We start from the raw sequence: 13,915 nt of genomic DNA on the forward strand, positions 1-13,915 counted from the left end.
GCTATCTGGACGCGCTATCCGTCTGACATCCACGGTGACCTCGGCCACCGTAAGTAGGTTGTGACGGGTTGCTCATCGACGGTTATTGCTGAGTGCCAGCGGCTTGTTGTTGATTTTTGCCTACATTATCAGCATTTGTCGTCGGTTGTGCTGCTGGTTTGTCATTAGGTGGGAAATACAGCGGGCCTTTCAGACCACAACCAGAAAGCCCGGCCAGCAGAACGGCCATCAGCGCATAGCGTAGTTGTTTTTTCATTTGCATTAATGCCTGTAATTCATGCGTCCAAGCTCACTATAATCGCAGGTGGATCATGAAAAGCAATAGGAATCGAATATGAACGACAGCGAGTTTCACCAGTTAGCCGACCAACTGATGCTTGATATTGAACAGACACTGGATGATTTTGACGGCGATGCGGACATCGATTACGAAACTAACGGCGGCGTCATGACGCTGAGCTTCGAAAACGGTACCAAGATTGTCATCAACCGCCAGGAGCCGTTGCATCAGGTGTGGCTGGCCACCAAAACCGGGGGTTATCACTTTAACCACCGTGAAGGTGCCTGGTTCTGCGATCGCAGCGATCGTGAATTCTATGCATTGCTTAGCGAAGCCGCCAGCGCTCAAGCAGGGGAAGCGGTCAGTTTTGGTTGAGATCTTGCCAAGGGGCGCGGATCATCGCGCCCCAGACAACGAGTTGGCAATATTTAAAGCGTGGCCAGCTCTACAAGAGTTTGGGGGTATCTGTCGATCATTTTGATCAACAATACCGCTTGTTTTGCCAGAATCGGCCTTCAAACACTCGTTATACAATCCCCAAGCCTCCATTCCCTCTTGAAGCTCTGCAAAAATATTGCGTTCGCTCATTACATTCTCCTCTTTTGCTTATTCAAAGACCCAAAGGCTAATTCAGTTGGAATTGCTGTTTTAGAGGCTGGGCGGGATTACCGTCAGAAAGCGTGACACACAGGCTCGATAACGTATTACTGCGGAATGGGATCACCTGGGTACGGTCATCGATTTGCACAATCTGATAGAACTGCGGCAGGTTGAAGTTGATGAAACTGGAACCGTAGGTAAAACGATCGTGCGATGAAGAGTAGAAGCGGCTGACGTCGCGCACCAGCTCTTCTTTGCTGCCTTCACAGTGGTGATAGACCTCAATCCGGTTCGACTCATCCAGAATATAGATGTTAAAACCTTTCTGATCCTTGGTGTCTTCGAAGAAGAACTGGATGATCCCTTCGCTGGCAAAGCCATCCACCACCGCTGGCAGATGCACCTGATCGGCTTCCACCTTGATCGACAGGCCATGCAGTTTGTTGTGAGAAATGGCACCGTAAAACTCCACCGCGTTCTCCAGCTTTTGCACCGACACGCTCAGGCGCTCAAAGAACAGCCCCCAGGTTTGCCCGGCGACACGCACCGCTTTAAAACGGCCCGGTTCGAGGCGAGTACTGGAAAGACGCAACTCAATGCACTCAGAAACCAACTGCTGAATGCGGGTACGGATCAGGCCACGCAGATGCTGGCTGTAGCAGAACACCTCTACCGACTCTGGCGGCGCGGCATCCTGATGCATTTTGCCCAGAATGGTTTTCAACGCTTCAAGCACCGACTGTTCACCGCTGAAATGCAGGGTACGCACTTCGTTCCACGAGTTGCGGTACAGCAGATCGATACTGCCAACCAGGCATTGCTGTTGCTGGCCGAAGCTGAACACGTCCAGTTTGCGGAAATCAAAATGCACCACCTGATTGCGGAAGGCGGCTGTCGGATCGTTTTCCAAATTGACGATAATCGCCAGATGGCGAATTTCACAAGGGCTATACAGCGCTTTCGGCGTTGGAGCGGGTAAACGCAGCGGGAAATGATGCGATACATCAGCAACCAGCTCCTGCAATTTGGCAGGATCGCAGATATCACCACTCTTGATATGCAAACGAGTCTGCGGCGTCAGCAGGCCGTTAAAATACGCCCAGGCGACCAGCTTGTTCAGGTAGCGGTTATATTCCAGCGGCTGATGGCTGACGATTGCACTCATGGCCGGAGCCTGGTTATACAGATACCAGCCGGTGCGGTTAGCGCGGCCCGCCGGTACGTGAATAAAGGTTAAATCGTTTTCCGAAAGATCCGGCGAAATCTGCGGGTTCACCAGCGTCACTTTACCCGGCAGCGCTTCAAATGCGGCGTACAGCTTGCGGGTCAAAACCCCGATATCCTGCGGGCTGGCGCTGACGCTGAGGTTGTTACGGCGGGCAAAGCGGATCAGATTGCGATAGCTTTGCATCATCGCGTCCAGCAGTTCGTTATGGGCTTCGCGGACGCGCTCGATCTTCCAGTTGGCACGATTATCCAGGATCGCCAGGCGCTCTTCGCTCCAGCCCCAATCGCTGACCAACTGACCCAGAATTTCTCGCCGCCAGCCGACGCAGGCTTTGGACAGCGACAGTTTTTCGCAAACTTTCAGGTAGAAACAGCGGCGGACCAGATCGAGGCGGGTAGTATCGTTGATTTGTGTCAGATAATGGGTAACGCGTTCCAGCATCATGCAATAGGCATCGAGGCCAAAGCAGACAATCTCCCCTTGATGCAGACGCTGTTTGATATCCATCGCCAACAGTTGCGTATTGGGGTATTCCCACGAATAGGCTTCAAGCAACAGCGTTTTCAACACCGCTTTGTAAGGCGAATCGATACTCTTGTACAACTGCCATAGGCTGGCACCGAAGTATTCTTCGGCTGACAGCGTGCTCAACCCGCCGAGATCCAGCCATTCATTCGGCGTTAATACCCCCTGCGCATACAGCGACAGGACATATTCATCGTAATGCGCTTCTTCTTCACCCGGCACCATATTCCACAGGATGCGTTTCCCTGCCAGACGAACCGCAGAACGGTAGAACTCATCCAGCAACAGAATATGTTGGGTAGAACCGCAGTCCTCGCCCCCCAAACTGCCGCTTTCGTTATGGCGGAAACGGTTTTCGTCAATCAGGAAGAAGCTGACTTCCACTCCCATCGAGGCCGCCCACTTTTCCAGCAGGCTGCATTTCTGCTGTAGGCGGTTACGCTCTTCGTTATCGAGCCAGGATTGGTGACACACCCAGATATCCAGATCCGAGGTACAGCTCTGGCCGATCGACGAGGTGCTGCCCATGGTGTAAACGCCGGTGATCGGCAGTTCACCGCAGGCCATTTGCTCAAACGGGCTGCCCCATTTGTCTTCTAAATCAGCAATATAATCTTTTTGGGTTTCATCAGGGGCGTAGAGACATACACCGTGGGGAACGTTACCCGTGAGGTAACCCGGCATCAGTGGATGGTGATGGTGCAGTAAGGTAGGCAGCAGACTATACACCCGTTGGAACGCGGGCTTCATGGCCGCCAGGGCACGATCAACACGTAATTGGTTAATCGCATCCAGTCTCTGTTTCAGTGTCTCGATGTAGAGGTACAAGACGTCTCGCCTGATTATCCTGGTACTTGAAAAAAACCCGTATTCCATCCGCGTCTTTAGTTTAGAAGAATATTTGACGACTTATTGCTGGAAACGTGATCAATCTAACACCTTGCCGATTGACCGTAAAGGAGGTAAAGCGACACACTTATTCTCGCGCCTCTTTAAACGATTTGCCTGGCCCCAACACTCCCTCACGTCTCATTGATTCCGTTGTCCTTTCTCCGCCTGTGGCTTCTGACACTGACAGTTTTCGTGCTCAGTGGTAGGATGGACGGCGAATTATAAAAACGGTAACCAGCATGTTAGACAAAATTATTCGAATTGCCACCCGACAAAGCCCACTGGCACTGTGGCAGGCGCATTATGTGCAACAGCGTCTGATGGTAAGCCACCCTGGCCTGCAGGTAGAACTGGTGCCGATGGTGACTCGCGGCGACATTATTCTGGATACGCCGCTGGCCAAAGTCGGCGGTAAAGGCCTGTTCGTGAAAGAACTTGAGCTGGCTCTGCTGGAGGGCCGAGCGGATATCGCCGTCCATTCCATGAAGGATGTGCCAGTCGCTTTCCCTGACGGCTTGGGGCTGGTGACCATTTGCGAGCGCGACGATCCGCGCGATGCCTTTGTTTCCAACCGTTTTGCTTCTCTCGACCAACTGCCGCTGGGCAGCGTGGTGGGCACTTCCAGCCTGCGCCGCCAGTGCCAGCTGCGTGAACGTCGCCCGGATCTGATCGTGCGCGATCTGCGCGGCAACGTGGGCACTCGCTTGGCTAAGCTGGATAACGGCGATTACGACGCCATTATTCTGGCCGTCGCCGGGTTGAAGCGCTTGGGGTTGGAGCAACGCATCCGTTGCCCGCTAAGAGCAGAAGAATCCCTGCCCGCCGTCGGCCAAGGTGCAGTGGGTATTGAATGCCGCCTTGACGACGACGTTACTCGCACCCTGCTCGCACCGCTCAACCATCGCGCCACAGAAATCCGCGTTCGTGCTGAACGGGCGATGAATACCCGGCTGGAAGGCGGCTGTCAGGTGCCGATCGGCAGCTACGCTGAACTGGAAGGCGATCAGCTGTGGTTGCGTGCGTTGGTCGGCGCGCCAGACGGCAGCCAGATGGTGCGCGGTGAACGCCGCGGCCCGGCCGCTCTGGCCGAGCAGATGGGCGTTGAACTGGCAGAAGAGCTGCTGGCCGCCGGTGCCCGTGAAATCCTGCATGACGTTTATCAGGGAAATCCCCCGGCATGACCATTCTGGTAACCCGCCCTTCTCCGGCAGGAGAACAGCTGGTGGGCCGCCTGCGCGCACTCGGCCGGGTTGCCTACCATGCGCCGCTGATCGATTTTGCCCCAGGAGCGGACCTGATTAAGCTACCCGATGCGCTGGCCCAGTTGAGCGCAGGCGATCTGGTGTTTGTGCTGTCGCAGCACGCCGTCAGCTATGCCAATTCCGTGATCAACCGTGCCGGACTTCAATGGCCTACCCACTTATCTTATTATGCGATAGGCCGCACCACCGCGCTGGCGATGCATCGTATCAGCAGCCTGCCGGTAGAGTATCCACGCGAACGTGAAATCAGTGAAACGCTGCTGCTGCTGCCGGCCTTGCAGAAACTGGCAGGCAAACAGGCATTGATCATGCGTGGCAACGGTGGCCGCGAGCTGCTGGGTGACACGCTGACTGAGCGCGGTGCTGCTGTCCGCTATTATGAATGCTACCAGCGCAGCCCGGTTCACTATGATGGCACAGAACAGAGTGCCCACTGGCAGCGTGCCGGTGTCAATACGCTGGTAGTGACCAGCGGTGAAATGTTACAACAGCTCTATACTTTAGTTCCTGATTACTATCGTTCTTCATGGCTGTTACGCTGCCACCTGATAGTCGTCAGTGAACGTTTGGCGACCCTCGCGCAAGAATTGGGCTGGAGCTCGATTCGGGTAGCTGATAATGCTGATAATGACGCGCTGATGCGCGCGCTACAATAACCAGACTATGGGATGTGCCACTATGACGGAACAAAACACTCCATCCGCCCCGGTTGAAGAGCCAACCCTTGCGGTCAAGAGCCCCCAACAGCCAGACGCTGACCACCGTAAAGGTAAAAGTACCGGCCCGGTACTGGGTGCGATCGCTATCGTACTGGTCATCGCACTGGGTGTTGGCGGCTATTACCACACGCACAAACAGGCGCAGGCGCTGATCGCAGCCAACCAGGCCTTGGTGCAGCAGTTGACCGAGCTAAGACAAAACCAGTTGCAGGGGAAAAATGCGCTGGAAGCGTTAATGCAGCAGCAGGCTAAAACGCTGGATGCTACCGATCACGAGCAAACCACCCTGGCCCGCCAGTTGAATGAATTGCAGGAGAAAGTCACCACCATTTCCGGCAGCGATGCCAAAACCTGGCTGCTGGCCCAGGCCGACTTCCTGGTGAAAATGGCTGGCCGTAAGCTGTGGAGCGATCAGGATGTCACCACCGCGGCCACGCTGCTCAAAAGTGCCGACGCCAGCTTGGCAGAGATGAACGATCCCAGCCTGATCGACATTCGCCGCGCCATCACTGAAGATATCGGCTCACTCTCCGCCGTTGCCCAAGTGGATTTTGACGGCATTATTCTAAAGGTAAATCAGCTTTCCAATCAGGTAGATAATCTGCGCCTGGCGGATAACAACAAAGACGAAACGCCGATGGACCAAGACAGCAGTGAGCTTTCCAGTTCATTAAGCGAATGGCGCCAGAACCTGACTAAGAGCTGGCACAACTTTATGGCTGACTTCGTCACCATCCGCCGCCGTGATACCAATGCGGAACCGCTGCTGGCACCGAACCAGGATATCTATCTGCGTGAAAATATCCGTTCGCGCCTACTGGTAGCGGCACAGGCGATCCCTCGTCATCAGAACGAAGTGTATAAACAGTCGCTGGAAACCGTTTCTACCTGGGTACGCGCCTACTTCGATACTACCGATCCGGCCACCAAAGCCTTCCTGGATGAGTTGGACAATCTTAGCCAACAGTCGATTTCCATGGATGTGCCACAACAGCTGAAGAGCCAGCCGCTGTTGGAAAAACTGATGCAGACCCGGGTACGCAATCTGTTAGCCCAGGCGCCTGCCACTCACCAGGAGGGATAAGCCATGTTACGCGTGTTATTCCTGTTCCTGGTGCTGATCGCCAGCGTGGTGGTGGGGCCAATGCTGGCCGGCCATCAAGGTTATGTGCTGATCCAGACCGACAACTACAACGTTGAAACCAGCGTCACCGGCCTGGTGATCATGGTGATCCTGCTGTTCCTGGTGCTGTTTGTGATCGAATGGATCCTGCGCCGTATTTTCCGCACCGGTGCCCGTACCCGTGGCTGGTTCCTTGGCCGCAAACGCAGCCGTGCGCACAAACAGACCAAAGCCGCATTCATCAAGCTGGCAGAAGGTGATTACAAACAGGTCGAAAAACTGCTGACACGTAATGCCGATCATGCAGAACAACCGGTGGTGAACTATCTGCTGGCGGCCGAAGCGGCACAGCAGCGCGGTGATGATTTCAGAACCAACCAATATCTGGAACGTGCGGCCGAAGTGGCCGACACCGATCAGTTGCCGGTAGACATCACCCGTGTACGTATCCAATTGGCTCAGGGTGAAGCACATGCAGCACGCCACGGCGTCGATCTCCTGCTGAATCAGGCGCCTCGTCACCCGGAAGTGCTGCGGTTGGCTGAGCAAGCTTATCTGCAAACCGGAGCTTACGCGTCATTGCTGGAAATCCTGCCTTCGATGAGCAAAATCAACCTGCACACCGAAGACGAACTTCAGGCATTACAGCAGCAAGCCTATATCGGCCTGATGAATCAGGCGATGGCGGATGAAGGGAGTGATGGCCTGAAACTCTGGTGGAAAGATCAGAGCCGCAAAACACGCCATGAAGTCCCGCTGCAGGTGGCGATGGTGGAACACCTTATTGAATGTGATGACCATGAACTGGCGCAGGATATCGTGCTCAACAGTCTGAAACGCCAATATGATGAACGCCTGGTCTTACTGATCCCACGCATCAAGTCTGGTAACCCGGAACAGTTGGAAAAAGCGTTGCGCCAGCAGATCAAGCAACACGGTGCGACCCCGTTGCTGAGCAGTACGCTGGGTCAGTTGCTGATGAAGCATGGCGAATGGCAGCAGGCCAGTGATGCCTTCAATGAAGCGCTGAAGCAACGCCCTGATGCCTATGACTTCGCCTGGCTGGCCGATGCGTTGGAAAAACTCCACCGCCCTGATGAGGCTGCGCAGATGCGCCGCGAAGGGCTGATGCTAACGTTGAAACAAAACGGCGAGTAAGCCTTCTCTTTCATACCATCAGAACGCGGCCACTGCATTGGGTCGCGTTTTTTTTCGGCTTAATTTTTACCCTCTCTCTAATACATGTCGTTAACTCAGAAGGTATATCCAAAATAATCCGAGTTGCTTGTAGGCGGCAAGCACTGGAGCAGGGGCATAGCTCACTATGTGACTGGGGCAACAGAGTGCGGCCAACACCCAAGCAACTTGAAGTATGAAGGGTATAAAGGCAAAAAAAAACACTTGCCGTATAGGCAAGTGTATAAGAAGCAATCAGGTCTAGAACAACAGGGGTGGTGCCTCACTCAACGTTATGCCCGGAGTGTGATGAAGCAGTTGCTTTCATCGTTCTGGTGGACAATAGGCACCCTAAAATTGGCTCTGCATCATTCCTGGGTTTATGAAGCCAGAGGCGAACATAAGAGATGGAATGAGCATCTACGAGATAGATATTGCACTTCGCGTGCCAACTTACAAAAAATCATAGAAAATAAATTATCTGATTGAATTTAAAGAATTTTAATTTCACGCATTGATCACCTCATTCTCACCTGTCCATTGGGTATTTTTACTCTCACCCCAATCTGTCGCCTTAACACGACGCCATAAAGAAAATCAGTTTTTATTCATTAAAATCAATAAATTAAATGTCTCAAACTGACGACAAAGGTAGGTGCCATTGTCGTCGAAAAACAACATGGTGAGAAACGACGCCGTAATAGAGGGAAAGCAGAAAGCGAAGTAGCGGCCAAAGGACGAAAATATAATCGCAAAAAGCAAAAAGCCCATTCATTGCTGAACGGGTTTTTCTGAAATTGCTCGGCGAGAGAGGATGACTCGCATCTTCGATACGCGCACTGCGGGCCGTTGCTAAAGCAACGTTGTCTCGCGTCGCTCGGCTCAAACCTCCTTCGGAGGTACTCATCCTCTTAAACTTCAGACGTAAAAAAACCTGCTTACAAAGCAGGTTTCTTAAAATTGGTCGGCGAGAGAGGATTCGAACCTCCGACCCACTGGTCCCAAACCAGTTGCGCTACCAAGCTGCGCTACTCGCCGATTTCTTGTTGCTGATACTACTGAATCTTCAAGCTTATGTCTATGTAAATATTAAAATTTATCAGACATTTTGTGTGGTGCGAAGAGAGGGACTTGAACCCTCACGTCCGTAAGAACACTAACACCTGAAGCTAGCGCGTCTACCAATTCCGCCACCTTCGCACGGTCACAAAACAGCTTTTAACTCTTTACTTTACCCTAGGTAAAGTGGGGTGGCTAATGGGGCTCGAACCCACGACAACTGGAATCACAATCCAGGGCTCTACCAACTGAGCTATAGCCACCATTACTTCATCACTACTATTTCACGCGGTAATCATACCACCGCAGCTCCTGCGCACAAACTTAATGGCGCGCCCGACAGGATTCGAACCTGAGACCTCTGCCTCCGGAGGGCAGCGCTCTATCCAGCTGAGCTACGGGCGCGTAGCGCCGTTGCGGGTGGGGATACTACGGTTTTAAACCAATCCTGTCTAGTGCTTTTTCGCAGAAATGTTGTGTTTGATTACGCTTTGCTCACTCCTCCGCAGGAAAAGGGCTTCTGTCGCCCCTTTTCAACGGTTAACGCCGACTTTTCATACGCTTTTCAGGCTGATGCCATGTTTTGCCTCTTGGCAAAAGCACTGAGGATTACATCTTGCCGGTATAGTAGTAGCCAACGAATTTGAGCAATTTGAGCTGACGGCCAATGCGACTCGGCTGGCTGAGCAAGCGATAGAGCCATTCTAAACCAAGATTCTGCCAAATCTTGGGCGCACGCTTCACGTGGCCGGTAAACACATCATAGGTGCCGCCTACGCCCATATACAGCGCTTGTGGATGCACTTTGCGGCAATCCCGCATAAAGATTTCCTGCTTTGGCGATCCCATGGCTACCGTCACGATCGCGGCCCCGCTGGCACCAATGCGTTCAAACAACGCTTCACGCTGTTCAGGTGTGAAGTAACCATCCTGGCTGCCCACCAGGTTCACATTCCATTGACTACGCAGTTTCTGCTCGGTCTCTGCCAGTATCGTAGGCTTGCCACCAATCAGAAACACCGGTGTGCCTTCCTGCCCGGCACGTTGCATCAGGGCTTCCCACAGATCGGCCCCAGCCACGCGGGAAACCTCTGCGCCAGGATATTTACGGCGGATCGAACGCACCATGCTGATACCATCGGCATACTTATACTCTGCCTCATCCAGCAAGGCATGCAGCGCAGGATCGGTTTCCGCCTTAAGGATTTTCTCTGCGTTCATCGCGACCAGCGTGCCTTGTTTTACCCGGCCACCGTCAAACAGAAAATCCATGCACTGCGCCATGTCACGGAACCCCCACAGGCTGAAGCCACGTAACACATACTTGGGAACCGAAATGTTTGCTTCCATTGTTATTACCTTTATAGAAGGCTGCCAGCAGAGGGCACCATTGTGCGTTTGCGTATTATCCGTACCTTTATCAGCCCAGCGATATCAAACAGCCAGTACAGCAATTTGGCCAGAATCAGGCAGACACCAAAAATGATGCAGAAGAACACGACGCGTGAAACAAAGGAATCCACCCCTTCACGCGCCAATACGATGATATTGAACACCGCACCAAAGCAAAAACCCTGCAAAATAGCCGCTTTAAAGCGGTTCTGCTCGCTTTTGCCCATTTCATACAACCAGTCAAACCACTTGATGATCAAACCCACCACGATGGCACCCAGCGGGATAAATAGCACCCCGCCCATCACCACCAGCGAACCAATCAGCGTGGGGGAGATCGCCAGACCAGAATGGTTGTCCAACACTTCCCAAGTAAAGTAGTTAGCGGTATTCAGCACCAGATCGGGCCGCCCTGGCCATAGCCATGTAGGGATAAACACATAGAAATCACGCACGATCGGCGCCAGCCCCTGGAAATCGATCTTGTCGTAATTCTGTAGCAATAACCCCAGATTTTCCCACGGCGAGAAAGTATCGCGCGTCAGATACAGGAAAGTGTAGAACGCTTCAGGGCCGCTGACATCCAGGCTGTAGCGTTTCAACGCCAGCCAGAACATGCCGACAATACCGAACACTCCAGCGGCCACCAGCATCCACAGGGAAATCCAGCCACGCACAATGCCGATAAACAGGAACAGCGAGAAAGCAATGATGATATTGGCACGGGTGCCGCCCACGATCACATAGGTCAAGATCCCAAAGGCCACCGTCGCTGCCAGGAAGAAGAACCAGGCGCGCACATCCTGCTTGAGAAAATAAACCACCAGCATCGCCGGGATAAAGAAGTAGAAGAAGCGTTTGAGCGCCACTCCTGACACATCGCTGGAGAAGATCTGGCTGTAGGAGTTCAGTTTGAACAGCAGGAAACCGTTCTGCATAAAGAAAATGCCAACGGTACCAATAGCCACCAGCGCCAGCAACATCCAGGTGAGGTGGGTTTCCACCCGGTTCATGGTAAATATCGGCCTATGCTGTTGGCTGCTGCGCTTGCGCAACCGGGTTTTATAGCTGACGTAATAGATCGCGTAGAAACAGGTCGCAGAAAGAATGGCGTACAGCAGGAATTCGACAGGCACCACCTGAACATCAAACTGGAATACCAGCAGACAAGTCAGCGGGAAACCAAAGTAAAACGTCAACAGATAGAGCAGGGAAAAGAACACGTTAAAATTAAAACGAACGCGTCGGAACTCCTGATAGGTCAGCGTCAGCACAAACAGTGCCCCAATCAGATAGACGACAAACAACCCGCCAAATTGAGCCAGCGTCATGGGTTTTCTCCCGCCACTTGCGCCAATGCCTGTTGCCAGCCATCGACGTAGTTCGGATTAAAGAAGGCTATCGAATGCTTGTCCACCAACGCCAACTGACGCTGTGACTCGCGGACGATAGCTTCATCCAGCGAATCGCCATAAAACAGTACCGGCAGATGCTGCTCCGCCAAATCCTGCCAGAACGGGTTTTTACGGCTGAGCACAAACGGCACGCCAAACTGTATCAACAGGCACAGAGTGCCAATGCCCTGCTGCCGATCAAAGATAAAGTAGCCAAGGTCGCATGCGCGCAAAATATTCAGGTAATCATCGAACGCCACTTGTTGCGTCAACAGTTGCAGATTCTTTTCGCTGAACAACGCCAGCCCGGCGGCACGCACCTGCTCAATATAAGCCTCGTTATTGGCAGGATAGCCCATCGGCACAATTACCCGTACATCGCTACCAAACTGCTGATGAATCGCCTTCAGCGCCTCTATATGGCGATTAGTACGATCACCCGAGTTCCCCAGCAGAATGGTCAACGGCCCAGCGCTGTTTTTTTGCACTTCGATGCCGGTGAGCTGAGGATCCATGCGCGTCGGAAAGTACAGCAATGAAGCCGGAACGCGCGCATGGCGCTGCTGGTAGTGGATCAGATCGCCACGCGTAGCAAACACATGGCTGACCCGCCCCTGCGCAATGCGGCGCAGGATGTAGAACAGCCGGAACTTCCAACTGGTCGCATTCTCATATAGATCGGCCCCCCAGATATGCCAACTCACCTGATGGGCTTTGATTTTACCGCTCAGCAACGCCAGCCACAGCGCCGCATTAAACTGGCCGTGCAGGAAAAAACGAGTCTGGCGGTCGGCCTGAGCGCGAGCAATCACCGCCTCCGCCAGGCTTTTCTTACCCGGAAAGGTTTCCACCTTCAGTGCGGGAAACGAGCCCAACGCCGCAGCATCCTTGGCGGCCACCATAAAATGGCCGACCTGTTCAGAGGGTAAGCGCTCAGCCAGCACGTCATTAAAGAAGCGCAGCACCGTATGATTATGATGCGGGATATCAGATCCCAGTACGTGAATCAGTGTGATCATACTCGTCTACGATAGAGGATAAATACGCAGCTACAGAGCGCGAAATACACGATGTAGGTTGCCATATAGGCCTGTGCCGCACCCAGCGCTCCATGCTGCGGGATAAGCCAGTGCGAGAACAGCGTCAGCAAGGCAAACTGGCTGACTTCCGTCAGAATATAAAAACGCAGAGATGCTTTGGCGATCACCAGATAACCGAAAACGTAAGAGCCGACTTTCAGCACATCACCGACCAGTTGCCAGGCAAACAGATCGCGCATCGCAACAAATTTTTCGGAGAACAGCAGCCAGATTGCGAAATCACGCAGCAACCACACGGCCAAGCTGGCGGTGGCCACCGCGGGTAAGACAAATTTCAGCGACCGCACAATTTCTTGCGCAATGGCACTTTTTTCCTTCAGGCGCGATAGCGTTGGCAGCAGGTAAACGGTAAACGATGCGGTAATAAACTGCAGATAAGCATCGGAGATACTGCTTACCCCTTGCCAGATACCCACTTCGTCCCAGCTGTAATGCGCTGCCAGCAGGTTACGCATCATCACATAGGCGACCGGCAGAGTCACAGAGGTGATCAGGGCCATGATGGTGAACTTGCCAAGATGGCTAGCCAGCGCCTTATCCCACGCCAGCGCCAGATAGCGTAACGGCAGCGTCTTGCGCCGCCACAGCAGGAAACCGGCAGGCAGCACCACCAGCGCAGGAACCAGAGCCAAACCGGCCAACGCGCCTTCATAGCCGCCCAGCTTAAAGCACAAGGTAAAAGCCACCACACCGATCAGGCTACCGGCGATCACCGCCACCGCGTTGCCCATGGCATCGCGGTAGCCTTTCAGAATGGCCAAAAACAGGTTGGCGTAAGCAATACCCATTTGGATAAACGCTAATGCTCGTACTACGTTCACATAGTCGGCATGGCCGAACAGCCCACGGCTAATCGGCTCGGCGGCAAACAGGAATACCAACGCCAATAGGGTCGAAAAACCCAGCACAATGCTGGAGGCGGTACCCACCGCCATGCGCAGCCGCTGTGGATCCTGATGATATTCCGCCACATATTTGGTGATGCCGTTAAAAATCCCGGCACCGGACAGCACGCCCAGCACGGTAATCAATTGGCGGAAATTACCCGCTTGCCCGACACCGCTGGGGCCAAAAGCCACCGCCAGCATTTTGACTACCAACAGCCCCACGCCAATTTTTATCAGCGTGGAACCGGCGGTCCAAATCGATGCTTTTGCCAGCGACAT

The 13,915-nt window shown here is 53.4% G+C and carries 12 protein-coding genes, 4 tRNA genes and 1 other RNA gene; 5 read left to right on the plus strand and 12 right to left on the minus strand.

Annotated elements, in window-relative coordinates; translation table 11 throughout:
- Nucleotides 1-82 precede the first annotated feature (82 nt).
- The gene (gene lptM, locus AC2A1E_RS07310; protein ID WP_459400835.1) at nt 83-256 is read right to left on the minus strand and encodes an LPS translocon maturation chaperone LptM; all 174 of its coding nucleotides are present in this window, start codon (nt 254-256) and stop codon (nt 83-85) included.
- Nucleotides 257-334: 78 nt separating this feature from the next.
- Here lptM and cyaY point away from each other — a divergent pair, with 78 nt between their 5' ends.
- Entirely contained in the window at nt 335-655 is a 321-nt protein-coding gene (gene cyaY / locus AC2A1E_RS07315) for an iron donor protein CyaY (RefSeq protein ID WP_484383202.1), read from the plus strand.
- Between the two features lie 21 nt (nt 656-676).
- On the opposite strand, the gene AC2A1E_RS07320 is transcribed toward cyaY, so the two are convergent.
- Together AC2A1E_RS07320 and AC2A1E_RS07325 are read right to left on the minus strand one after the other, a co-directional pair.
- On the minus strand, nt 677-868 hold the full coding sequence (locus AC2A1E_RS07320; protein WP_484383203.1) for a hypothetical protein: 192 nt from the start codon (nt 866-868) through the stop codon (nt 677-679).
- 37 nt (nt 869-905) lie between these two features.
- Nucleotides 906-3,461, minus strand: coding sequence for a class I adenylate cyclase (locus AC2A1E_RS07325; protein ID WP_484383204.1), 2,556 nt, complete (start codon nt 3,459-3,461; stop codon nt 906-908).
- 302 nt (nt 3,462-3,763) lie between these two features.
- Between AC2A1E_RS07325 and hemC the strand changes: the two genes are divergently transcribed.
- From hemC to hemY, 4 genes are read left to right on the plus strand one after another with little or no spacing between them, the layout of a single operon-like run.
- A complete protein-coding gene (hemC, locus tag AC2A1E_RS07330) occupies nt 3,764-4,705 on the plus strand; it encodes a hydroxymethylbilane synthase (RefSeq protein WP_484383205.1) in 942 nt (313 codons plus the stop codon).
- Nucleotides 4,702-5,442, plus strand: a complete 741-nt coding sequence (gene hemD, locus AC2A1E_RS07335; protein ID WP_484383206.1) for a uroporphyrinogen-III synthase — start codon at nt 4,702-4,704, stop codon at nt 5,440-5,442. Before hemC ends, hemD begins: the two co-directional genes overlap by 4 nt.
- A 22-nt stretch (nt 5,443-5,464) precedes the next feature.
- Entirely contained in the window at nt 5,465-6,589 is a 1,125-nt protein-coding gene (gene hemX, locus AC2A1E_RS07340; protein WP_484383207.1) for a uroporphyrinogen-III C-methyltransferase, read from the plus strand.
- Nucleotides 6,590-6,592: 3 nt separating this feature from the next.
- Nucleotides 6,593-7,786, plus strand: a complete 1,194-nt coding sequence (hemY, locus tag AC2A1E_RS07345; protein WP_484383208.1) for a protoheme IX biogenesis protein HemY — start codon at nt 6,593-6,595, stop codon at nt 7,784-7,786.
- Nucleotides 7,787-8,602: 816 nt separating this feature from the next.
- Here hemY and AC2A1E_RS07350 read toward each other — a convergent pair.
- The 9 genes from AC2A1E_RS07350 to wzxE all read right to left on the minus strand — a co-directional run bounded on the left by AC2A1E_RS07350 (nt 8,603) and on the right by wzxE (nt 13,915).
- Nucleotides 8,603-8,732: non-coding RNA, RtT sRNA (locus AC2A1E_RS07350), on the minus strand.
- A 33-nt stretch (nt 8,733-8,765) separates the two neighbouring features.
- Nucleotides 8,766-8,842 (minus strand) — tRNA-Pro (locus AC2A1E_RS07355).
- 75 nt (nt 8,843-8,917) lie between these two features.
- A tRNA-Leu gene (locus AC2A1E_RS07360) sits at nt 8,918-9,004 on the minus strand.
- A 46-nt stretch (nt 9,005-9,050) separates the two neighbouring features.
- Nucleotides 9,051-9,126: transfer RNA gene (locus AC2A1E_RS07365), tRNA-His, on the minus strand.
- A gap of 65 nt (nt 9,127-9,191) precedes the next feature.
- Nucleotides 9,192-9,268 (minus strand) — tRNA-Arg (locus AC2A1E_RS07370).
- 204 nt (nt 9,269-9,472) lie between these two features.
- Nucleotides 9,473-10,213: a lipopolysaccharide N-acetylmannosaminouronosyltransferase gene (gene wecG / locus AC2A1E_RS07375; protein WP_484383209.1), complete on the minus strand. Its 741-nt coding sequence runs from the start codon at nt 10,211-10,213 to the stop codon at nt 9,473-9,475.
- Nucleotides 10,214-10,224: 11 nt separating this feature from the next.
- Complete coding sequence (wzyE, locus tag AC2A1E_RS07380) at nt 10,225-11,586, minus strand: ECA oligosaccharide polymerase (RefSeq protein WP_484383210.1); 1,362 nt, start codon at nt 11,584-11,586, stop codon at nt 10,225-10,227.
- Entirely contained in the window at nt 11,583-12,668 is a 1,086-nt protein-coding gene (locus AC2A1E_RS07385) for a TDP-N-acetylfucosamine:lipid II N-acetylfucosaminyltransferase (RefSeq protein ID WP_484383211.1), read from the minus strand. Before AC2A1E_RS07385 ends, wzyE begins: the two co-directional genes overlap by 4 nt.
- Nucleotides 12,665-13,915: a lipid III flippase WzxE gene (wzxE, locus tag AC2A1E_RS07390; protein WP_484383212.1), complete on the minus strand. Its 1,251-nt coding sequence runs from the start codon at nt 13,913-13,915 to the stop codon at nt 12,665-12,667. Before wzxE ends, AC2A1E_RS07385 begins: the two co-directional genes overlap by 4 nt.

The organism is Serratia sp. HNCC26DJ206, from assembly GCF_057180605.1.

What these genes read in the sequence shown, in the direction of transcription:
- lptM (WP_459400835.1), bottom strand. Translation starts at nt 256, where the DNA reads ATGAAAAAACAACTACGCTATGCGCTGATGGCCGTTCTGCTGGCCGGG.
- cyaY (WP_484383202.1), top strand. Translation starts at nt 335, where the DNA reads ATGAACGACAGCGAGTTTCACCAGTTAGCCGACCAACTGATGCTTGAT.
- AC2A1E_RS07320 (WP_484383203.1), bottom strand. Translation starts at nt 868, where the DNA reads ATGAGCGAACGCAATATTTTTGCAGAGCTTCAAGAGGGAATGGAGGCT.
- hemC (WP_484383205.1), top strand. Translation starts at nt 3,764, where the DNA reads ATGTTAGACAAAATTATTCGAATTGCCACCCGACAAAGCCCACTGGCA.
- hemD (WP_484383206.1), top strand. Translation starts at nt 4,702, where the DNA reads ATGACCATTCTGGTAACCCGCCCTTCTCCGGCAGGAGAACAGCTGGTG.
- hemX (WP_484383207.1), top strand. Translation starts at nt 5,465, where the DNA reads ATGACGGAACAAAACACTCCATCCGCCCCGGTTGAAGAGCCAACCCTT.
- hemY (WP_484383208.1), top strand. Translation starts at nt 6,593, where the DNA reads ATGTTACGCGTGTTATTCCTGTTCCTGGTGCTGATCGCCAGCGTGGTG.
- wecG (WP_484383209.1), bottom strand. Translation starts at nt 10,213, where the DNA reads ATGGAAGCAAACATTTCGGTTCCCAAGTATGTGTTACGTGGCTTCAGC.
- wzyE (WP_484383210.1), bottom strand. Translation starts at nt 11,586, where the DNA reads ATGACGCTGGCTCAATTTGGCGGGTTGTTTGTCGTCTATCTGATTGGG.
- AC2A1E_RS07385 (WP_484383211.1), bottom strand. Translation starts at nt 12,668, where the DNA reads ATGATCACACTGATTCACGTACTGGGATCTGATATCCCGCATCATAAT.
- wzxE (WP_484383212.1), bottom strand. Translation starts at nt 13,915, where the DNA reads ATGTCGCTGGCAAAAGCATCGATTTGGACCGCCGGTTCCACGCTGATA.